A 20747-nucleotide genomic window follows, 5' to 3' on the forward strand; every position below is an offset into this window, starting at 1 on the left:
ACGTCGGTGCCGACAGGCCCTTTTCGCCCCCGCCGCCCCTTCCCGTTCCCGTCCCGGGGGGGGGGGGGGGCCCCCCCCCCCCCCGGGGCGGGGGGGGGGGGGGGGGGGGCCCCCCCCCGGGGGGGGGGGGGCCCGGGCCGGTCCGCCCGGGCGTTCACCGGTCTGGCAGAGCTGAAGGTAAATCAACTTTGTTGTGTTGTACATCTCTTGGGGAGGAATCGTGGTCCGGTTGTGTGTGTCTTTGGCTGTTACTCGACGGCGGAGTGCCAGTTCTCGGCCAGAACCCTGCCGGCGTCGGGGACGACGGTCCCGGGGGCGTTGAGCCCGGTGAGGTGGGTCTGCGTGTCGTCGAGGGTGACGCTGTTGTTCCCGGCGGCGGAGGGCAGCCCGGTCTTCGCGTTCACCGCGGCGTTGATCAGACCGACGTTCAGGCCGCAGCCGGTGGCGCCGGGCACCGCGAAGGTGCTGTCGTTCTGGGTGGCGCCGGTGAGGTTGATCCGGCTCATCTCACCCGCCGGGTCCACGGTGCCGTCGCCCTGGAAGAACGTCATCCCGAAGTCGGGGTAGTCGCGGTTCTCGGGGCGCAGCACGATCGGGTCGGCGGCCGTCCCGATGTAGCACTTGTCGCCCAGGAGCGGGTTCTCCAGGTGGATGCGGACCGGCAGGGCGACGATGGGCAGGTCGGTGAGTGCGCCCGCGGTCTGGTCGAAGGCGTAGGGCGCGCCGACCGACTCCATGGTCGCGGTGATCTTGTTGAGGCTGGAGTTCTCCAGCGACTCGCAGATCCCCGTGATCACGAATATGTCGCTCGGGCACATCAGGCCGAGCAGTCCGCCGGGCACGGTGGCGGGCTCGGCGACCAGGGCGCCGGAGGCGGGGGCGACCACGCTGCTGGTGCCGTCCGCGTTCTGGACGATGCCGATCTGGAGGTTGGTCCTGCCGGTCGTCACGGTGGTGTCGCCCAGTTTGATCGAGCCGCTCGACGAGGTGGACACCACGCACTGCGGGGTCCGCTCGAAACCGTCGGCGTTCAGCATCGCGGGGGCGTCCACGGGGCAGCGGGTGAAGGGGGCCCACTCGCCGTTCAGTGCGGGGTCGGCGGCACTCGCCGTGCCCAGCGAGGCGAAGGCGCCGAGCGCGGTCAGCGCGGACACGGTGGCGAGCCGGGTGCGGATGGGGGTCGGGCGCATGGTGGTGGCCTTCCGTGGAGGTGTGGGAGCGGGGATCAGCGCTCGGCGACGGGGATCTCGTAGGGCTGGAGGTCCTCGGTGCACTGGCCTTCGTTGGTCGGGCTCGGGAACACGGGCGCGGCGATCGCGCACGTCTGGCCCTGGACCTGTTTGATGTGGTTGCCGGGACCGGAGACGGAGGCGGTGAGCAGGCGGTCGAGGTCCTCGCCGTCGGTGCCGCAGCCGGAGAAGGCGGGGATGGCCGTCTCGCCGGACAGCGTGCCGCCGCTCAGGAGCAGGTAACCGGTGGCCGGCAGACCGAGGATCTGCTCGCCCCGGCCGTACAGCACCAGATGGTCACCCGGGAAGTTCGCGGGGTCCGGGTCCTCGGAGGTGAGGGAGGTCTCGGTCCGGCACTCGGAACCGACGTCCAGGGGCGTTCCGTTGACCTCCAGGTCCAGCACGTGCAGGACCAACGGGGCCCGGACATAGGTGTCCGTGATCGTGGTGAAGTCGGACAGGCGTATCTTCATGCGCGAGTCGATCCTCAGGGGACCCGTCTGCTCCAGCACCATGGTGGCCTTGACCGGGGTGAAGTCGAAGGACAGGAAGGTCGCTTCGAACGGCGGTGTCTGCTCGCGCTCCCGGTAGTGGAAGTTCCCGTACGACAGGGTGTCGAAGATCAGGTACTCCGGGTCGGGCGGGCCCGGCTCGGGCAGGCCCTGCTCGATCAGCACGCAGGAGGGCGGGAGGTACGCGGCGCCCTTGGCCTTCTTCACGTTGGCGTAGCCGGTGACGTAGGCGTTGAGCGACACGTCCGTGGGCGGGTGCTGCTCGTCGTAGCGGCACGGCGGGACGTCGTCGCGGTCCGCCGCGGCGCCGGGGGTGTTCTCCAGGACCTTCGGTGACCGCTCGGACTGCCGCTCCGGCTCCCGGTCGCCCGGTCCGTCCTGCTGTCCGCCGTCCGGCGCCCCCGAGGTCCCGGCCGGTCCCGGCGCGGACGGCGAACCGCTCGGTGCCACCCCGCCCGTGCCGACGGGGACGGTGGCCAGCAGCCCCTGGCCCGGCGCGTCCTCGGCGAGGGCGCAGTCGACGGTCAGCGAGCCGGGGCCGGCGGTGGCCGCGTCGGTGGGGGCCCGGTCCGCCGCATCGAGCGCCAGGTCGATCGCGAGGGCGCCCGCGGAGAACGTCAGGTCGCCGTCGCCCTGGCCGGCCACCGAGGGGACGTCTCCCCCGGCCACCAGCGTCAGCGGTCCCGACTCGGGCAGCGCGACCGGCTCGGCGCTTCCGCGCCAGGTCGCCGTGGCCGTGGCCGCGTTCTGGGCGACGCCGACGTCGAGCCGGGTGGCCGCCCGGACCTCGGCCGCGTCGCGTGCGGCCAGGTCGGCGACCGCACGGGCCGGGAGTTCCACGGTGGTGGTGACGTCGGACGGCGTGAACGCCTCGCCCGCCCCGGCCCGTTCCGGGAACCCGGCCGACACCCGCACCGTCGCGGGCAGTTGCCCCGAAGGGAAGGCACAGACGTAGGGAAGTTCGGCCTCGGCCTCCTGGGTTCCCGAGGCGGAGGCGGTGGACGGGACCAGGGCGGCGAGCACGACGAACGCGGCGATCGACGTGGTCCGGGCGCGGGCCCGGGACGGCCGGGGGGCGGCGGCCGACTTGGCTTTCATATGACTCCGCTCGGACGGCTCGGACGGGGGCCGGTCTTCTCGAGGCACGGCGTACGGCCCGCGAACGCCCGACCGGGGTGCCGGCCGGGCGGACATGGACGGCCGTCGGCCTACGGGTTGGAGCCGACGATGGTCGGGATGGCGCCGGTGCTCGCCTCCGTCACGGCGTAGTTGCCCTTGAAGGTGGGCTTGGTGGCGGTCGTGACGATCGCACCGCAGTTGACGGGGTTGCTGACCGTCAGTTCGCCGGCGGTGCTGTTGATCGCCAGGACACCGGTGGAGTTGGTGTAGGTGCCCGAGGCCTTGCCCGTCACCGTGAACTTGCAGGCGCCGGCGGTCACGTTGGCCTCGACGTTGCCGACGTAGCCCGTGGTGACACCGGTGGCGGCGTTGTAGTCCACCGCGACGACGTCCCACGGGACGACCGACGTGGTGGTGACGTTGCCCAGGACACTGGTGCACGGCGAGCCGGACGCACCGAAGTTCATGGTGTTGATGTCGGCGACGTCACCGGGGTTGCCGGTGGTGCTCGCCATGGTCCCGGCCGCGTTCGAGACCGTACACGTCATGGGGATGGTGGCGGTCAGCACGATGTTGCCGACGTTCACGGCCGTGAAAGAGGCCGGCGAGGGGCTGACGGTCCACACCGTGGAGGGCGCCGCCGAGGAGGGGCCGGCGGCAAGACCCAGCGCCGACGCGGCGGCGCACACCACGAGGGCCGACCTTCTGAGGTTCTTCTTCATGGCTCGGGAGTCTCCTTGAGGGTTGACCTGCATTGGGCCGTGACGTTACTCGCCGGAAACATAGCCGAACAATGTGGCCGTCCATGATTCTTTGAAAAGTGGAACAAGCTGTTTCCGGGGTGAGTGAATCGCGATTCGTCTTAGTCACCGACTGCCAAGGGCGGAGTGTTCGGCCGGTGGTGGTCCATCCCCGTCGTGGTCGTCCGTGGCGGGGGTGAAACGCTCACCGGATGACAAGTTACCGAGGGGTTTCTGTGCTTTCCCTGATAGGTTCCGGATGGCCGAAGTCGGTATCCCGGAAAACTCCGATTCCGGTGTTGCCCGCCGAGGTTACCCGGCCGTAACGTGCCGGTGCGGTGCTCGGTTCCAGGTCGGTGGCCCCCGTCGGCCGGAGCCATGGCGGACGCGTTCCGGCCCACCTCCCGTGCGGCCGGGCGTCCGCCGGCGGGGTCCCGCGGGCTCCACACCCCCCGGAACCCCGAGACCCCGCCCTGTCTCCCCGGAGACAAGTGCGGGACGGGCAGGTTGTCTGCTCGGTGACAAGTTCGGCGGGGGTGCCGAAGATCCGTGCCGCACCCGTTGTCAGTGCGCTCCGGGCCGACTTAACGTGCGGGCCCGCGGCGCGTATCCGATGGACGTCCGCTGGAGGTGATATGGGAATCGAAGTAGTGGTCGAGGGCCTGACCAAGTCCTTCGGTAAGCAGAGCATCTGGCGGGACGTGTCACTCACTCTTCCGGCCGGGGAGGTCAGCGTGATGCTGGGCCCTTCCGGAACCGGTAAGACCGTTTTCCTGAAGTCGCTCATAGGGCTGCTCAAACCCGAGAAGGGCCGTGTCCTCATCAATGGGGTGGACATGGTGAACAGCCCGGAAAAGGACATCTACGAGACCCGGAAACTGTTCGGTCTCATGTTCCAGGACGGCGCGCTCTTCGGATCCATGTCCCTTTTCGACAACATCGCCTTCCCGCTGCGCGAACACACCCGCAAGAAGGAGTCCGAGATCCGCCGCATCGTCATGGAGCGGATCGAGGTCGTCGGACTGCTCGGCGCGGAGGGGAAGCTTCCGGGAGAGATCAGCGGCGGCATGCGCAAGCGGGCCGGACTGGCCCGCGCGCTCGTCCTCGACCCGCAGATCATCCTGTGCGACGAACCGGACTCCGGGCTCGACCCGGTCCGCACCGCCTACATCTCCCAACTGCTGATCGACCTGAACGCGCAGCTCGACGCGACGATGCTCATCGTCACCCACAACCTCGACATCGCCGCCACCGTGCCCGACAACATGGGGATGCTCTTCCTGCGCGAACTCGTCACCTTCGGCCCGCGCGAGGTGCTGCTCACCAGCGACGAGCCGGTCGTGTCCCAGTTCCTGGGCGGCCGGCGCGAGGGCCCCATCGGCATGTCCGAGGAGAAGGACGCGGCCACCCTCGCCGCCGAGGCGGGCGCCGCCTCCGCCTCCGTACCCGCCGCGCCCCGGACGATCGTCCCGCAGCTGGAGCCGTCGCCGGGCCTGCCGCCGCGCCGGGCCGTCGCCCGTCGGCGCGAGCGTGTCATGGGCATGATCGACACGCTGCCGCCGGCCGCGCGCTCCGCCATCCGGGACACCTACGCGAAGAACTCCGAGGCGGCCACGCTGCCGATGCCCACCGCCGGGAGCGGCGCGTGATCACCGGTGCGCTGCGGCAGACCGGGCGGCTCTTCGCGCTCGCCGCCGAAGTCACCCGGGCCGTCTTCCGAAGGCCCTTCCAGTTCCGCGAGTTCGTCGAGCAGTTCTGGTTCGTCGCGAGCGTGACCATCCTGCCCGCCGCCCTGGTCTCGATCCCCTTCGGCGCCGTCATCGCCCTCCAGGTCGGCTCCCTGACCGAGCAGCTCGGCGCCCAGTCGTTCACCGGCGGCGCCAGCGTCCTCGCCGTCGTCCAGCAGGCCAGCCCGCTCATCGTCGCCCTGCTCATCGCCGGCGCCGGCGGCTCGGCCATCTGCGCAGACCTCGGCTCCCGCAAGATCCGCGAGGAACTCGACGCCATGGAGGTCATGGGCGTCTCACCCGTGCAGCGGCTGGTCGTGCCCCGGGTGCTGGCCGCCATGGGCGTCGCCGTCCTGCTCAACGGCCTGGTCTCCGTCGTCGGCATCCTCGGCGGCTACTTCTTCAACGTCGTCATGCAGGGCGGCACCCCCGGCGCCTACCTCTCCAGCTTCTCCGCCCTCGCCCAGCTGCCCGACCTCTACGTCAGCGAACTCAAGGCGCTGGTCTTCGGGTTCATCGCGGGCATCGTCGCCGCCTACCGGGGGCTCAACCCGCGCGGCGGGCCCAAGGGCGTCGGCGACGCCGTCAACCAGTCCGTCGTCATCACCTTCCTGCTGCTCTTCTTCGTCAACACGGTGATGACGGCCGTCTACCTCCAGATCGTCCCGCCGAAGGGAGGCTGAGGTCCGATGGCCTCCCCGCTCGTCTGGCTCGACCGCTCCGGCGACCAACTCCTCTTCTACGTCCGGGCCCTGCTGTGGATCCCGCGGACCCTGCGCCGCTACCTCAGGGAAGTGCAGCGCCTGCTGGCCGAGGTGGCCTTCGGCTCCGGCGGACTCGGCGTCATCGGCGGCACCATCGGCGTGATGATCGCGATGACCCTCTTCACCGGGACCGTCGTCGGACTCCAGGGCTACGCGGCCCTCGACCAGATCGGCACCGCCGCGTTCACGGGATTCGTCTCCGCCTACTTCAACACCCGCGAGATCGCGCCCCTCGTCGCCGGACTCGCCCTCTCCGCGACCGTCGGGGCCGGCTTCACCGCCCAGCTCGGCGCCATGCGCATCAACGAGGAGGTCGACGCGCTGGAGGGCATGGGCATCCGCTCCATGCCCTACCTCGTCACCACCCGCATCGTCGCCGGCGTGGTCGCCATCGTCCCGCTCTACGCCATCGGGCTGCTCTCGTCCTTCCTCGCCTCCCGCTACGTGACCGTCCTGTTCAACGGGCAGTCCCGGGGCACGTACGACCACTACTTCAACCTGTTCCTGTCCCCGACGGACGTACTGCTGTCCGTGCTGAAGGTGCTGATCTTCAGCGTGATGGTGATCGTCGCCCACTGCTACTACGGCTACCGCGCCTCCGGCGGCCCCGCCGGAGTCGGCGTCGCCGTCGGCCGGTCGGTGCGCAACGCCATCGTGCTGATCAGCGTCACCGACTTCTTCCTGTCGCTGGCCCTGTGGGGCGCGACCACGACCGTGAAGGTGGCGGGGTGAGATGAGCGCACACCTGGGACCCCGGGGACAGAGGCTGCGCCGCCGCCTCGCCGGGGTGGTGTTCGTACTGGTGCCGGTCCTGCTGATCTGGCTGGCCGTCGCCGTCTACGACAAGAAGTTCACCGACTCCGACCCGGTGGTCGTCGAGACCGGCAGCGCCGGCAACCAGATGCACCCCGGCGCCGAGGTGAAGCTGCGCGGCGTCGTCGTCGGCGAGGTCCGCGCCATCGACTCCACCGGCGACGGCGCCCGGCTCACCCTCGCCATGAAACCCGGCGCGCTGGACGACGTACCGTCCGACGTCCGCGCGCAGATGCTGCCCACCACCCTGTTCGGCGAGCGCTTCGTCGCCCTCGTACCGCCCGCGGACCCCTCGCCCGAGCCGCTGGCCGCCGGGGCCGTCGTCCCCCAGGACCGGTCCGCCAACGCCATCGAACTCCAGCAGGTCCTCGACAACGTCCTGCCCATGCTCACCGCCGTACAGCCGCAGAAGCTCTCCGCCACTCTGTCCGCCGTCTCGCAGGCCCTCGAAGGACGCGGGGAGCGGCTCGGCGACACGCTGACCCTGCTGGACGAGCACCTCGCGGAGTTCAACCCCAGCCTGCCCGCCCTCAACCGTGACCTCAAGGAACTCGTGAAGGTCAGCCACGTCTACGCGGACGCCGCGCCCGACATCGTCACGGCGCTCACCGACTTCACCACCACCAGCGGCACCCTCGCCGAGCAGGAGGCCGAACTCTCCGCCACCCTCGGCGCGACGACCCGGACGGCCGAGGACGCGACCGCCTTCCTGCGCGCGAACCGGGACAACATCATCCGGCTCGGCGACACGAGCCGCCCCACCCTGGAACTCCTCGCCGAGTACTCCTCCGCCTTCCCCTGCACCCTGCGCACCCTCGCCGACTTCGTGCCGGCCATGGACAAGGCGCTCGGCAAGGGCACCGACCGGCCCGGCGTCCACGTCGACGTCACCACCGTCGCCTCCCGCGGCGCCTACCGGCCCGGCCGTGACACCCCGGCGTACGACTCCGGAGGCGGCCCCCGCTGCCCCACGGTGCCCTACCTCGGCACCCTGCCCCGGCCCGCCGCGCGCGCCGCCACCCCCGCGGCCGAGCAGGACCTCGGGCCCGCCAACTCCCCGCAGGAGAACGACCTCGTCAACGAACTCCTCGCCCCCGCCGCCGGCAAGAGCCCCGCCGACCTGCCCGACTGGAGCAGCCTCCTCGTCGGCCCCGTCTACCGCGGTACGGAGGTGACCCTCCGATGAGCAGGACCGACAACGCGCACACCCGGCGCCGCCCGCTGACCGGACCGCTGGTCAAGTCCCTCGTCTTCGTGGTGGTCACCGCCCTCGCCACCACCGTCCTCGGTCTGAGCGTCGCCGGCACCGGTGTCGGCTCCGGCTCCGGAAGCCGCACCTACAAGGCCCTGTTCACCGACGTCACGGGACTCATGGACGGCGACAGCGTGCGGATCTCCGGGGTGACGGTCGGCGAGGTCACCGACGTACGCGTCGTCAACAGGCGCACCGCGCAGGTCACCTTCACCGTCCGCGACGACCGCAGGCTGCCCCGCTCCACCACCGCGGCCGTGAAGTACCTCGACATGGTCGGCCGGCGCTACGTCTCCCTCGGCCGCGGCAGCGGCGACCTCGCCGGCACCCTTCCGGAGGGCGGCACCGTCCCGCTGGACCGCACCACGCCCGCGCTCGACCTGACCCTGCTCTTCAACGGCTTCAAGCCGCTGTTCGAGGGGCTGTCCCCGAAGGACGTCAACGAACTCGCCGGATCCATCGTGCAGGTGCTCCAGGGCGAGGGCGCCACCGTCGACGGCCTGATCCGCCACATCGGCTCGCTGGGCACCACCGTCGCCGCCAAGGACAAGGTGATCGGCCAGGTCGTCGAGAACCTCACCACCGTCCTGGACACCCTCAACGACCGCGAGGACGGCTTCGACGACCTCGTCGGCACCCTCCAGAAGCTCGTCAGCGGCTTCAACCAGGACCGCAAGCCCCTCGGCGAGGCGGTCGCCGCCATGGGCGACCTGACCACCGTCACCGCCGGACTCGTCGAGGACGGACGCGAACCCCTCAAGAAGGACATCCGGGAACTGGGCCGGCTCTCGGACAACCTCGGCGAACACACCCCGCAGATCGAGGACTTCCTGGAGAAGAGCCCCGCCAAGATGACCGCACTGGCCCGCCTGTCCTCCTACGGATCGTGGTTCAACCTCTACCTCTGCGAGGCCCGCGTGAGCGGAGTGACCACCTCCGACGGCTCGAAGCCGCCGACCGGCATCGCGATCACCGAATCGAGGTGCCAGGGATGAAGCGCTCCCGCATCAAGCCCGTCAAGGAACGCAACCCCGTCGCCGTCGGCGTCGCCGGACTGCTCGTCCTCACCCTGATCGCCCTGCTCGCCTACAACGCCGACCGGCTGCCCTTCGGCGGCGGCACCGCCTACAGCGCCGACTTCTCCGAGGCCGCCGGCCTCGACGAGGGCGACGAGGTGCGCATCGCCGGCGTCAACGTCGGCCGGGTCACCGACGTCGCGCTCGACGGGGCCAAGGTCAAGGTCGGCTTCGAGGTCGAGGACGCCTGGGTCGGCGACCGCACCACCGCCGCCATCGCCGTCAAGACCGTCCTCGGCGACAAGTACCTGGCGCTCGACCCGCTCGGCTCCGGCCGCCAGGACCCCCACGCCCGCATCCCGCTCACCCGCACCACCTCCCCCTACGACGTGACCCAGGCCTTCCAGGACCTCAGCGGGACCGTCGACGCCATCGACACCGGGAAGCTCGCGGAGAGCTTCGAGACCATCTCCGACACCTTCAAGGACTCCCCGCCGCACGTGCGCAAGGCCGCCACCGGACTGTCCGACCTGTCGAAGTCCCTCTCCAAACGGGACGCGAAGCTCTCCGAACTCCTCAAGGGCAGTACCCGGTTCACCAAGACACTGGAGAACAACAAGTCGAGCTTCGAGACCCTCATCGAGGACGGCGGCCCTCTGCTCGGCGAACTCCGCGACCGCCGCACCGCCATCAGCGCCCTGCTCAAGGGCAGCCAGGACCTCGGCACCGAACTCGGCGGCCTCGTCAAGGACAACGAGAAGCAGCTCGGCCCCACCCTCAAGGCGCTCGGCCGCGTCACCGGCGTGCTGGAGAAGAACAACACCCGGCTCGGCGAGACCCTCGCGCTGGTCGGCCCGTACTACCGCCTGGTCGGCAACACCCTGGGCAACGGCCGCTGGTTCGACAGCTACCTGTGCGGCGTCGTGCCCCGCGACTACCTGCCCGCGACCTCCCAGCCCGAGACCGGATGCCTGCCGCCGAAACAGCCCGCGGCGGCCCAGGGGAGCGGTGCCCGATGACCCGACGCCGAAAGATCCTCACCGGGGTGCTCGCCCTCGTGGTGCTCGCCGCCGGCGGCCTCGTCGCCGCCCGGGTCCTCCAGGCCGACGGCACCCGCGTCACCGCCTACTTCGACCGCGCCATCGGCGTCTACGCCGGTTCCGACCTGCGCGTCCTCGGCGTACGGGTGGGCGAGGTGGAGTCGGTGGACCCCGAGGGCACCAGGGTCCGCGTCGGCCTCCGCCTGGACGACGGGATCAAGGTCCCCGAGGACGCGCGGGCCGTCGTGGTCGCGCCGAGCGTCGTCGCCGACCGCTACGTGCAGCTCACCCCCGCCTACACCAAGGGCCCCGCCCTCGCCGACGGCGCCGTCCTGCCCGCCGCCCGCAACCGCGTCCCCGTCGAGATCGACCAGATCTACGACTCGATCACCGAACTCGGCGACGCCCTCGGCCCCGACGGCGCCAACGCCGACGGCGCCCTGTCCGAACTGCTGAGGACCGGCGCCGACAACCTCGACGGGAACGGCGCGGCCATCGGCGACAGCGTCGAGGAGTTCGGCAAGGCGGCCAAGACCCTCGACGGCAGCAGCGGCGACCTGTTCAAGACGCTCGGCAGCCTCCAGACCTTCACCACCATGCTGAAGAACAAGGACACCGACGTGCGCACCGCACAGGAACGCCTGGACGACGTCGTCAGCTTCTTCGCCGACAACAAGGACGACCTCACCGGGGCGCTGGAGGAACTCGGCAAGGCCCTCGGCCAGGTCAAGACCTTCATCGAGGACAACCGGGGCGAGCTGAAGAAGAACGTCGACCGTCTCGTCCCCCTCACACAGACCCTGGTCGAGCAACGCGCCTCGCTCGCCGAGGCACTGGACGTGGCACCCCTGGCCGCCGCCAACGTCGTGAACGCCTACAACCCCGACACCCGCACCCTCGACGGCCGCGCCAACCTCAACGAGATCAGCATCGGCGGCCCGCTGCTTCCGCTGCCCGTCGCCGGCGCGACCGAGCAGCAGAACGCGACCGAGCAGCAGAAGGGGGACGGGCGATGAGGCGCGGCAGGACCGGCGCGGGCCGGGCCGCGGGCCTCACCGCCGGCGGACTGGTCGCCGTCGGTCTCGCCCTCGCCCTCGCCCTCGGCGGGGTCCCGTCCGGGGTACCGGGCTTCGACGGCATCGAGGACCTGCCGCTGCCCGGCGGCGCCGACCTCGGCGACCACCCCTACACCGTCACCGCGGAACTCCAGGACGTACTGAGCCTGGTCCCGCACGCCGCCGTACGGGTCAACGACGTGGCCGTCGGCCGGATCACCGACATCGAACTCGGCGAGGACGACTGGTCCGCCCGCGTCACCATGGAGATCAACGGCGAGGTCCGGCTGCCCGCCGACGCCACCGCACGGCTCGAACAGTCCAGCCTGCTCGGCGAGAAGTACGTCCAGCTCGCCGCGCCCGCCAAGGAGTCCGGAGCCGGCCGGCTCACGGACGGGAGCGTCATCCCGCTGGCCCGCACCAGCCGCAACACCGAGGTCGAGGAGGTGTTCGGCGCGCTCTCCCTGCTGCTCAACGGCGGCGGGGTCAACCAGCTCAAGACCATCACCCGCGAACTCAACGCCGCACTCGGCGGCCGCGAACCCGAGGTCCGCTCCATGCTGAAGCGGGTCAACACCCTGGTGGGCGACCTCGACGACCACCGGGAGGACATCACCGACGCCCTCGACGCGGTCAACCGGCTCTCCGCCACCCTCGCCCACCGCAAGGAGGACGTCGCCACCGTCCTCACCGACCTCTCGCCCGGACTCGAGACGCTCGAGGAACAGCGCGGCTCACTGCTGACCATGCTGCGTTCCCTCGACACGCTCTCCGGTGTCGCCGTCTCCACCGTCAACGCGAGCAAGGACGACATGATCGCCGACCTCAAGGCCGTCGCACCGACGCTGAAGGCGCTCGCCGACGCGGGCACCGACCTGCCCGACTCGCTCCAGGTGCTGCTGACGTACCCGTTCACCGACGAGGTGCTGCGCGGGGTGAAGGGCGACTACCTCAACACGTACCTGAGCATGGTCGCCGAGCCCGGCACCCAGGTGATCCCGCCGCTCGTGCCCGAGGGCACGCCCTCCCCGTCCGCGTCCCCCTCCACGAACCCGGACGCCGCGGCGGACCCGGCCGCGAAGAAGCGGTCCCGGGAAACGCGGAGCCCCTCCTCGCCCCTTCCCCTGCCCTCCGTGTCCGGGTCCGGAGGTGACCGCGGGTGATCACCCTCGCCGTACGGCTGAAGAACCTCGCCTTCCTTCTCGTCGCCGTCCTCGCCCTCGCCTTCCTCGGCATCCGCTACGCCGACCTGGGCCGCTACGTCGGCGTCGCCGACTACTACACGGTGAACGTCGAACTCCCGCGCACCGGCGGCCTGTTCACTCACTCGGACGTGACCTACCGGGGCGTCTCGGTGGGCCGCGTCGGTCCGATCGACCTCACCGCCGAGGGCGTCGTCGCCCAACTCCGCATCAAGAAGTCCGCGCCGCGCATCCCCGCCGACACCAAGGCCGTGGTCGCCGGGCTCTCCGCCGTCGGCGAGCAGTACATCGACCTGCGGCCCGAGAGCGACGGTTCCCCCTACCTCGCCGACGGCACCCGCATCGAGCAGGCCGACACCGAGGTCCCCGCACCCGTCACCGACGTCCTCGCCAGCGTCGACGACCTCGTGAGCTCGGTCCCACTGGACGACCTGCGCACGGTCGTTGACGAGTTCGGCAAGGCCTTCGAGGGCCACGGCGACGACCTCCAGGTCCTGCTCGACAGCGGCACCGGCTTCGTCGAGGCCGCCGACCGCGCCCTGCCGTCCACCACCCTGCTCATCAACGACGGCGAGACCGTCCTGCGCACCCAGGCCCAGGAGGCGCGGGCCATCCGCGACTTCGCCGTCGGAGCGAAGGACCTGGCCGCCGCCCTCAAGGGCTCCGACGCCGACCTGCGCCGCCTCCTCGCCGTCACCCCCGGGGCCGCCACCCAGGTCAGCGGTCTGCTGCGGGACCTCGACCCGAGCCTCGGCGTGGTCCTCGCCAACCTCCTCACCACCTCCGAGGTCGCCGTCACCCGGCAGCGCGGCATCGAGGAACTCCTCGTGAAGTACCCGGCGGCCGTCTCCGCCGGCGCCACCGCCGTCGACGGGGGCAAGCTCAACCTCGGCCTGGCCGTCACCTTCTTCAGCCCCCTGCCCTGCACCGAGGGCTACGGCGGCACGCGCTACCGCAACGGCCTCGACCTCGGCACCGCACCCGCCCTCAACACCGACGCCGCCTGCACCGCCCCGGCGGCCGGCGGCAAGAACGTGCGCGGCTCGGCCAACGCCCCGAAGGGCGGCGCGGTGCCCGACCCGGCCGAACCCGGCTCCCTGCCCTCGGGCAGCGGCGGCGGGACGCCCGCGAAGGGAGACGCCTCCCCGGCACTCCCCGGCGCGCTCGCCCTGCCCGGACAGAGCGGTGAGGCACCGGCCGGCCTGACCGGTCTCCTCGCCCCGGCCGGCACCGGGAGCAGCCGATGAGGCGGGCACGGATCCTCACCGGGACGGGGCTCGCGCTGGCCCTCGCCTTCTGCGGCACCGGCGCGTGGACGTACACGCAGGCCCGCACCGACGACGCGCTCGCCTACGGCCGGGAACGGGACGAGGCGCTCGCCGACGGGCGCGCGGGCATCGCCGTACTCACCACGCTCGACGCCGCCACCCGGCAGAGCGCCGAGCGGAGCATCCGGGACTGGCGCGCCGCCTCCACCGGGCCGCTGCGCGAGGAACTCGGCGCCACCGAGGCCAAGGCGGGGAGTTCGGCGCGCGGCACGGTCACCGAGGCCGCCGTCACCGCGCTCGACACCCGGTCCGGCACGGCCAAGCTCATCGCCACCGTCCGCGTCGAGGTCACCCCCGCCGGGACGCAGAAGCCGGCCACCGACCGCAAGCGCCTGGAGGCGGTCCTGGCCCGCACGGGCGAGGGGGAGTGGAAGGTGCGGGCGCTGAGCGCGGTGCCGGTCGAGGAGCAGCGGGGCGAGACGGGCCGGAAGAGCGAGAACGGCGAGAAGGCGGGCGGGGAGCGATGACACCGACGTGGTCGCTGCGCAGGGGCGCCGCACCGGATCCCGGCACGGCGGACGAACAGGCCCCGGACACCGACGCCCCGGACACCGACGCCTCGGACACCGACGCCCCGGACCCCCACGCCGAGCCCGAGGGCCCCGCCACCCGCCCGCCGGACCGACGCCCGCTCCTGCGGAACGCGGCCCTGGCAGCCACCGCCGCCGCCCTCGTCCTGGGCGGCACCGGCTTCTTCTACGCCGCCCACCAGGTGCGGTCGGAGGCGCCCGCCCGCAACCAGGCACTCACCGACACCGGGGCCACCACCCGCGTCGCGGGCGACGTCGGCAACGCCCTCGCCCGCGTCTTCTCCTACACCCCGGACGGCACCGGGGCCGCCGAGCGCTCCGCGAGCACCGTGCTCGACGGCCGCGCCGCCCGCCAGTACGAGACCCTCTTCGCCCGGGTCCGCGACGACCTCACCGAACAGCGCGTCACGCTGAGCACCCGGGCCGTCCGCACCGGAGTGATCGAACTCGACGGTGACGAGGCCCGCCTGCTGGTCTTCCTCGACCAGACCTCCCACAGGGACGACGGCAAAGGCAAGGGCGAGGACAGGGCCGCGGACCGGGCCGGGGTCAGCACCGCGGCGGCCCAACTCACGGTCACGGCACGGCTGGAGGACGACCGGTGGCGGATCGTCGACATCAAGGCCCGCTGAGCATGCGCGGGAGACTGGAGCACCCCATGAAACGCGCCGTCCGCCTCCCCGACGTCGGCCGCTTCCGGCCGCTGCCGGCTCTGGCGCTCGTCCTCACCCTCGTCGCCGGCGGCTTCGCGGCGTGGGCCGGCCAGGACTGGTACCGGGCGGCCCACGACGAGCGGGCCGCGTACGCCGCGCAGCGGGACGCCGCGCTCTCCGCCGGGGAACAGGGCGTGCAGAACCTCAACACGCTCGACCACCGAGAGCTGAAGCGCGGCCTCGACCTGTGGGAGTCCTCGACCACCGGCGAGCTGCACGAGCAACTCGCCTCCGGACGCGACGAGTTCGCCGCACAGGTGAAGGAGGCGAAGACGGTGAGCACGGCGCGGGTGCTGTCCGGCGCCGTCACCGAACTCGACGACCGCGCCGGACGGGCCCGGGTGCTGGTCGCCCTGCGCGTCACCGTCGAGGCGGCCGACGGGGCGAAGAGCGACAAGGACAGCCGCATGCTCGGCGAACTCACCCGGACCGACGGCCGGTGGAAGCTGAGCGCCCTGGGCCAGGCACCCGTGGGCGGCGCATCGACCGGCTGACCCGGTCCCGTACCGCAAGCCGGCCGCAGCGAGGAGGACACCGCACCATGTCGACGACCCGTCACCACATCAACCGCCAGCGGCGCCGCCAGGCCCGCGAGACCCGGCCCGCCGCCCCCACCGCACGCCCGGAGCGCACGGAGGGCACCGAGCGCGAGGCGGTCCGGGCCGGCACGCGCCGCGCCACGGCCGTCCTGGAACCCGCGGAGCCGGCCACCGCGGCCCCGGCCACGACCGGGGACGGGACGAGGGCCACCCGGACCCGACCGCGCCGCCGCCCTCCGGTGCTCGTACTGCTGTGCGCGCTGACGGTGCTCCTCGGCGGCTTCGCCGGCTGGGCACACGCCGAGGCCGACGGGCTCAGGTCCGAGCCCGCGCGCGGCAACACCGCACTGACCGACCTCGCCCGCACCAGCGAGATCAAGGGCCAGGCGACCAAGGCCGTCGACCGCCTCTTCTCCTACGACCACGCCGACCCCGGCGCCCTCGACAAGGCGGCGAAGGACCTCCTGACCGGCAAGGCCGTCGACCAGCACCGCGAACTGCTCGCCGACGTCCGGGAGCGCGCCGACGAGCAGAAGGCGGTGATCACCACCACGGTCACCGAGAGCGCGGTCGAACGCGTCGACGGCGACCGGGCCCGGGTCCTCGTCTACGCCGACCAGAGCAGCGTCGCCACCGCGGGCGACAAGGCCGCGGCGGACAAGAAGGGCGGGACCGGCGAGGCCGGAGACGACGAGAAGGCCGCGCGGGACGAGGGCGTGTACGCGGCCGCCATGCTCGCCGTCGACGTCGTGCACCGCGACGGACGCTGGCTGGTCTCCGCCCTCGACACCTTCGGACGCTGACAGCCGTACGAGTAGGACCGCCCGTCCCCTCCACCGTTCTCCACCGCCCCCCGGCCCCGGCCCGTCTCCCGCCCCGCATCTCCCACGGATCCGACAGGAGCGACGACCATGTCCGTACGCCGTGCCCGACGCCCGTACCGCGGGCGGACCCGCAAGGGACTGCGCACCACCGCCCTCGCGGTGGCCGCCGTGGCGGCCCTCACCGCCTCCCAGGCCCCCGGCCTCACCCCGGACGCGAAGGACACCCACGCCGGACCGGCGGCCGACGACCCGGTCCCGCCGACGGCGGACGGCCCGTTCGCCGAGCTGGACCCGCCCGGCGACGGCTCGTACCACACCGAACTCCCGCCGCTGACCACGCGCGACGGCGGCCCGGTCTCCTCCGTGCCCGTGCGGGACCGGATCCGCGCCCAGTCGGGCATCCCGGCCACCGTGCTGCGCGCCTACCGGGCCGCCGAGACCGCCGTAGGCAGGACGGACCCCGGCTGCCGGCTGCCCTGGGAACTGCTCGCGGCGATCGGCAAGGTCGAGTCCGGCCAGGCACGCGGCGGCGCGGTCGACCGGAACGGCACCACCCTGAGCCGTATCACCGGTCCGCCCCTGAACGGGCGGGGCTTCGCCCTGATCCGGGACACCGACGGCGGCGCCCACGACGGCGACACGGTCTACGACCGGGCGGTGGGCCCCATGCAGTTCCTGCCGTCCACCTGGGCCCGCTGGGGCGCGGACGGCAACGCGGACGGCCGCGCCGACCCGAACAACGTCTTCGACGCGGCCCTCGCCGCCGGGCACTACCTCTGCGCCGGCGACCGGGACCTGGGCCGGGGAGCGGACCTGGACCGGGCGATCCTCAGCTACAACAACTCCCGCACCTACCTGGAAACGGTGAGGTACTGGCTGGAGTTCTACCGCCGGGGAGTCCACACCGTCCCGGACGGCGAGGGCGTCGTCCCGAAGAGCCCCGGCGCGGGCGGCGACACCCCGGCGACCGAGCCCGTCGACGGCGAGAGCGGCGGCAACGGCGGCGGCGGTGGCCACGGGGGCGGAGGCGCCGGCGGAGGCGCCGGCGACGGCATCGTCATCGGCCCGGACCCCGGCACCACGCCCGGCGACAGCCCCAAGCCGTCCTCGTCGCCGTCCCCGTCCCGGCCCGTGCCGTCCACGGCACCGCACCCGTCCTCCCCGTCGGTGCCCCCGACGAGCCAGGGCCCCTCCCAGCCGCCGTCCGAGACCCCCACCGAAAGCCCCACGGACACGCCGGGACCCTCACCGGAGCCGACCGCCACGGACGACTGCTCCGCCGAACCGCGGTCCCCGGCCCCCGACCCCACGGCATCCCCGACGGACCCGCCCTGCCCGACCCCGTCGGACACCGCGACCGCCTCGGACGGCGCGACCGGGTAGGGCACCGCGGCCGGGCAGGGCGGCCGCCGGGGGTCAGCCGGCCTGGCCCATCCCCGCCGCGTTCGGCCAGCCCGTCGCCGGGACCGACTCCAGGCCGTTGGTGCCCCTGACCTGGGCGGCCGTGAGACCACCGCGGGCCGGGACGCCGGGCGGGGTCGGGCCGAAGGGCGGGGTCGGGCCGAAGGGCGCGGGATACGCGGCGGCCGGGGCGGGCACGGGCTGCGGAACCGGCGCGGGCACGGGCTGCTGCGGGACCGGTGCCGGGTGGGGGACCGACACCGGTCCGGGATAGGGCGCCGGCTGGGGGACCGGCGCCGGTGGCGGTACGGTGGCCGCCGCCGGAGCGACGGGCACCGCGGCGGGGAGCGGCAGGCCGGTGCCGGTACCCGCGGCGGGGGCCGGAGCGGCGGCGAGCCCCGGGGCACCGGCACCGGCGGCCGGGGCGGTGATCGCGCGCATGCCGGAACCGTTGGTCTCGTTCATCAGGCGGTCCACCGCCGCCGTGCCCGAGCTGTAGCCGGTCCCTGTGGCCGGCCCGGGCACGGCGGCTCCCCTCCCGGCCCCGTAGAGCACCTGTTCCAGGCCGGACACCAGACGACGCACGTCGACCTGGGGGCGCACCACGAGACGCAGGAAGCGGCTGGACGAACCGATCTTGTTGCCGCACTCACGGACCAGGACCCGGTGCTCGGTGAGCATGCGGTCCCGCACGGCGGTGCCCTCCGCGCCGACGGGCAGCCGGACGAAGAGGAAGTTGCCCTGGGAGGGGTAGACGGTCAGGCCGGGCAGGGCGGACAGCTGCGCGGCCATCTCCAGGCGGTCGCGCCGCACCTGGTGCAGGCTCTGCGCGTACTCGGGACCGTGGTCGCGCAGCATGAACACCACGTGCTCGGCGAAGGAGTTGAGGTTCCACTTGGGCAGCATGGAGCGCACCCGGCCCGCGAGCGCCGGGTTGGCGACGAGGTAGCCGAAGCGGATGCCGTGCAGCCCGAAGTTCTTGCCGAGGCTGCGCAGGACGACGACGTTGGGACGCAGCATCGCCTCCTGGACCACGCTGGGGTCCGTCTCGGCGTCGGCGAACTCCAGGAACGACTCGTCGATCACCACCAGGTCGCGGTCGGCCATCGCGTCCATGAACTGCACCAGCGCCTGCTTGTGCTGGTAGCCGCCGTCGGGGTTGTTCGGGTTGCAGATCACCACGGCCCGCGTGCCTCTGGCCCGGATGAACTCGGCGTACTGCGCGAGGTCGAGGGCGAAGCCGCCGGCCTCCTGGAGCGGGAACATGTCGACCCGTTTGCCGGTCTCCATGGGCTGGTCGGTCCAGCGGCCGAAGGTGGGGACGGGGACGGCGAGGGACTCCCGCACCAGCAGGTGGTCGATCCAGGTGATCAGCTCCGTGGAGCCGTTGCCCATCGCCACGCACTGCGGCGGGAGTTGCAGCAGGCCGCACAGTTCGGCGGTGATGGTGTCGGCGCTGCTCGGGTAGTACGTGATGATGTCGCGCAGCCGGCCGGCCATCTCCTCGAACATCGCCGGGGTCGGGAAGTACGGGTTGCAGGGGATGCAGAAGTCGACCGGTCCCGCGCCCGCCGCCTCGCCGCTCTCCCGCGTCAGCGCCGCCATGGAGGGGCTGTGCGCCGCGGTGCTGCGGAACAACGAGGTGACGTTGCCGGACAAGTGGACCTCCGTAAGTGGGCGGCCCGTGCGGGGCGCACGGGCCGCCCTTACATACGGGGGCGGACGGGGGGCCGTTCAACGCGTGTGAAGAAAGTGTGCCCTCGGGTTTGGGGCGGTTTCGGGTGCGGTCCGGGCCCTCACGCGCCGAACGAGTGCACCGTCGACGTCCGGTAGGTCTCGCCGGGCCGCAGCACGGTCGACGGGAACGACGGGTGGTTCGGCGAGTCCGGGAAGTGCTGGGTCTCCAGGCACAGGGCGTCGCTCTGGCGGTACAGGGAGCCGCCGGTGCCGGTCAGGGTGCCGTCGAGGAAGTTGCCCGAGTAGAACTGCAGTCCCGGCTGGTCGGTGGCGATGCGCAGGGTGCGGCCCGAGGTGTTCTCGCGCAGGGTGGCGACGTGCTCGGGGCGGTCGGTGACGCCCTTGTCGAGGACCCAGTTGTGGTCGAAGCCCTTGGCCGTGACCAGTTGCGGGTGGGCGTCCCGGATGTCGCGGCCGACCGGCTTGGAGCGGCGGAAGTCGAAGGGCGTGCCGGAGACCCGCGCCAGCTCGCCGGTGGGGATCAGACCGGCGTCGGTGGGCGTGAAGCGGGAGGCGGCGACCGTCAGCTCGTGGTCCTCGACGGTGCCGCTGCCCTCGCCGGCCAGGTTCCAGTAGACGTGGCTGGTCAGGTTGACGACGGTGGCCCTGTCGGTGGTGGCCTCGTAGTCGATGCGCCAGTCGCCGCGCCGGGTGAGGGTGTACGTCACCTTTGTCCTGAGCGTGCCCGGGTAACCCATCTCGCCGTCGACGCCGGTGTAGTGGAGCACCAGTCCGGTGTCGGAGCCGCGGGTGAACGGCTCGACGTCCCACACCCGGTAGTCGAAGCCCAGGGCGCCGCCGTGCAGGGAGTTCTCGCCGTCGTTGACGGAGAGCTGGTAAGAGGTGCCGTCCAGGGTGAAACGGCCCTTGGCGATGCGGTTGCCGTACCGTCCGATCAGGGCGCCGAAGTGCGGGCTGCGGGCCACGTAGTCGTCGAGGTTGTCGAAGCCCAGCGAGACGTTCGCGTAGCGGCCGCGGCGGTCCGGGATCTCCAGGCACTGCACGACACCGCCGTACGACAGCACCTTCATCCGGGTGCCGCCGTTCTCCAGCGACCAGCGGTACACCTTCGTCCCGTCGGCCAGCCTGCCGAAGAGTTCCTTCACCGGTTTCCCGCCTCCCGACGCGTGCGCCGTGCCGCCGGCCGCGGTGGCGGCGACGCCGGCCGCCGCCGACGCGATGAGCGTGCGTCTGCTCAGTTCCATG

General features: G+C 72.3%; 19 protein-coding genes. 14 read left to right on the top strand and 5 right to left on the bottom strand.

Going from position 1 to position 20747, the window contains the following annotated elements; translation table 11 throughout:
• Nucleotides 1–248: 248 nt before the first annotated feature.
• The 3 genes from ACIQFU_RS17305 to ACIQFU_RS17315 form a co-directional block, all read right to left on the bottom strand.
• Nucleotides 249–1190 carry a hypothetical protein gene (locus ACIQFU_RS17305; RefSeq protein ID WP_402552352.1) on the bottom strand — a complete coding sequence of 314 codons (942 nt, stop codon included), beginning with the start codon at nt 1188–1190 and terminating at the stop codon, nt 249–251.
• Between the two features lie 35 nt (nt 1191–1225).
• Nucleotides 1226–2839, bottom strand: a complete 1614-nt coding sequence (locus tag ACIQFU_RS17310; RefSeq protein ID WP_402552354.1) for a DUF6801 domain-containing protein — start codon at nt 2837–2839, stop codon at nt 1226–1228.
• Between the two features lie 110 nt (nt 2840–2949).
• A complete protein-coding gene (locus ACIQFU_RS17315) occupies nt 2950–3582 on the bottom strand; it encodes a hypothetical protein (protein ID WP_402552356.1) in 633 nt (210 codons plus the stop codon).
• Between the two features lie 653 nt (nt 3583–4235).
• Between ACIQFU_RS17315 and ACIQFU_RS17320 the strand changes: the two genes are divergently transcribed.
• The 14 genes from ACIQFU_RS17320 to ACIQFU_RS17385 all read left to right on the top strand — a co-directional run bounded on the left by ACIQFU_RS17320 (nt 4236) and on the right by ACIQFU_RS17385 (nt 17786).
• The gene (locus ACIQFU_RS17320) at nt 4236–5249 is read left to right on the top strand and encodes an ABC transporter ATP-binding protein (protein WP_402552358.1); all 1014 of its coding nucleotides are present in this window, start codon (nt 4236–4238) and stop codon (nt 5247–5249) included.
• Complete coding sequence (locus ACIQFU_RS17325; protein ID WP_402552359.1) at nt 5246–6010, top strand: MlaE family ABC transporter permease; 765 nt, start codon at nt 5246–5248, stop codon at nt 6008–6010. Before ACIQFU_RS17320 ends, ACIQFU_RS17325 begins: the two co-directional genes overlap by 4 nt.
• A 6-nt stretch (nt 6011–6016) precedes the next feature.
• On the top strand, nt 6017–6823 hold the full coding sequence (locus ACIQFU_RS17330) for an MlaE family ABC transporter permease (protein ID WP_402552360.1): 807 nt from the start codon (nt 6017–6019) through the stop codon (nt 6821–6823).
• A gap of 1 nt (nt 6824) precedes the next feature.
• Complete coding sequence (locus tag ACIQFU_RS17335; RefSeq protein ID WP_402552362.1) at nt 6825–8090, top strand: MCE family protein; 1266 nt, start codon at nt 6825–6827, stop codon at nt 8088–8090.
• Nucleotides 8087–9151 carry an MCE family protein gene (locus tag ACIQFU_RS17340; RefSeq protein ID WP_402552364.1) on the top strand — a complete coding sequence of 355 codons (1065 nt, stop codon included), beginning with the start codon at nt 8087–8089 and terminating at the stop codon, nt 9149–9151. The genes ACIQFU_RS17335 and ACIQFU_RS17340 overlap by 4 nt, the downstream gene beginning before the upstream one ends.
• Entirely contained in the window at nt 9148–10191 is a 1044-nt protein-coding gene (locus ACIQFU_RS17345; protein ID WP_402552366.1) for an MCE family protein, read from the top strand. Before ACIQFU_RS17340 ends, ACIQFU_RS17345 begins: the two co-directional genes overlap by 4 nt.
• On the top strand, nt 10188–11228 hold the full coding sequence (locus ACIQFU_RS17350) for an MCE family protein (RefSeq protein ID WP_402552368.1): 1041 nt from the start codon (nt 10188–10190) through the stop codon (nt 11226–11228). Before ACIQFU_RS17345 ends, ACIQFU_RS17350 begins: the two co-directional genes overlap by 4 nt.
• Nucleotides 11225–12430, top strand: a complete 1206-nt coding sequence (locus tag ACIQFU_RS17355; RefSeq protein WP_402552369.1) for an MCE family protein — start codon at nt 11225–11227, stop codon at nt 12428–12430. The genes ACIQFU_RS17350 and ACIQFU_RS17355 overlap by 4 nt, the downstream gene beginning before the upstream one ends.
• Nucleotides 12427–13716: an MlaD family protein gene (locus ACIQFU_RS17360; protein WP_402552370.1), complete on the top strand. Its 1290-nt coding sequence runs from the start codon at nt 12427–12429 to the stop codon at nt 13714–13716. Before ACIQFU_RS17355 ends, ACIQFU_RS17360 begins: the two co-directional genes overlap by 4 nt.
• Nucleotides 13713–14264, top strand: a complete 552-nt coding sequence (locus ACIQFU_RS17365) for a hypothetical protein (RefSeq protein WP_402552372.1) — start codon at nt 13713–13715, stop codon at nt 14262–14264. The genes ACIQFU_RS17360 and ACIQFU_RS17365 overlap by 4 nt, the downstream gene beginning before the upstream one ends.
• Nucleotides 14261–14959 carry a hypothetical protein gene (locus ACIQFU_RS17370; RefSeq protein WP_402552374.1) on the top strand — a complete coding sequence of 233 codons (699 nt, stop codon included), beginning with the start codon at nt 14261–14263 and terminating at the stop codon, nt 14957–14959. Before ACIQFU_RS17365 ends, ACIQFU_RS17370 begins: the two co-directional genes overlap by 4 nt.
• A gap of 26 nt (nt 14960–14985) precedes the next feature.
• Entirely contained in the window at nt 14986–15534 is a 549-nt protein-coding gene (locus ACIQFU_RS17375; protein WP_402552376.1) for a nuclear transport factor 2 family protein, read from the top strand.
• Nucleotides 15535–15581: 47 nt separating this feature from the next.
• Complete coding sequence (locus tag ACIQFU_RS17380; protein ID WP_402552378.1) at nt 15582–16382, top strand: hypothetical protein; 801 nt, start codon at nt 15582–15584, stop codon at nt 16380–16382.
• Nucleotides 16383–16490: 108 nt separating this feature from the next.
• Entirely contained in the window at nt 16491–17786 is a 1296-nt protein-coding gene (locus ACIQFU_RS17385; protein WP_402552379.1) for a lytic murein transglycosylase, read from the top strand.
• Between the two features lie 33 nt (nt 17787–17819).
• Here ACIQFU_RS17385 and ACIQFU_RS17390 read toward each other — a convergent pair whose 3' ends face one another.
• Both ACIQFU_RS17390 and ACIQFU_RS17395 read right to left on the bottom strand, forming a co-directional pair.
• Entirely contained in the window at nt 17820–19463 is a 1644-nt protein-coding gene (locus ACIQFU_RS17390; protein ID WP_402552381.1) for a pyridoxal phosphate-dependent aminotransferase, read from the bottom strand.
• Between the two features lie 137 nt (nt 19464–19600).
• Nucleotides 19601–20746 carry an aldose epimerase family protein gene (locus ACIQFU_RS17395; protein ID WP_402552382.1) on the bottom strand — a complete coding sequence of 382 codons (1146 nt, stop codon included), beginning with the start codon at nt 20744–20746 and terminating at the stop codon, nt 19601–19603.
• Nucleotide 20747: the final 1 nt, after the last annotated feature.

Source organism: Streptomyces sp. NPDC093065 (genome assembly GCF_044754585.1).
Lineage (GTDB): Bacteria > Actinomycetota > Actinomycetes > Streptomycetales > Streptomycetaceae > Streptomyces.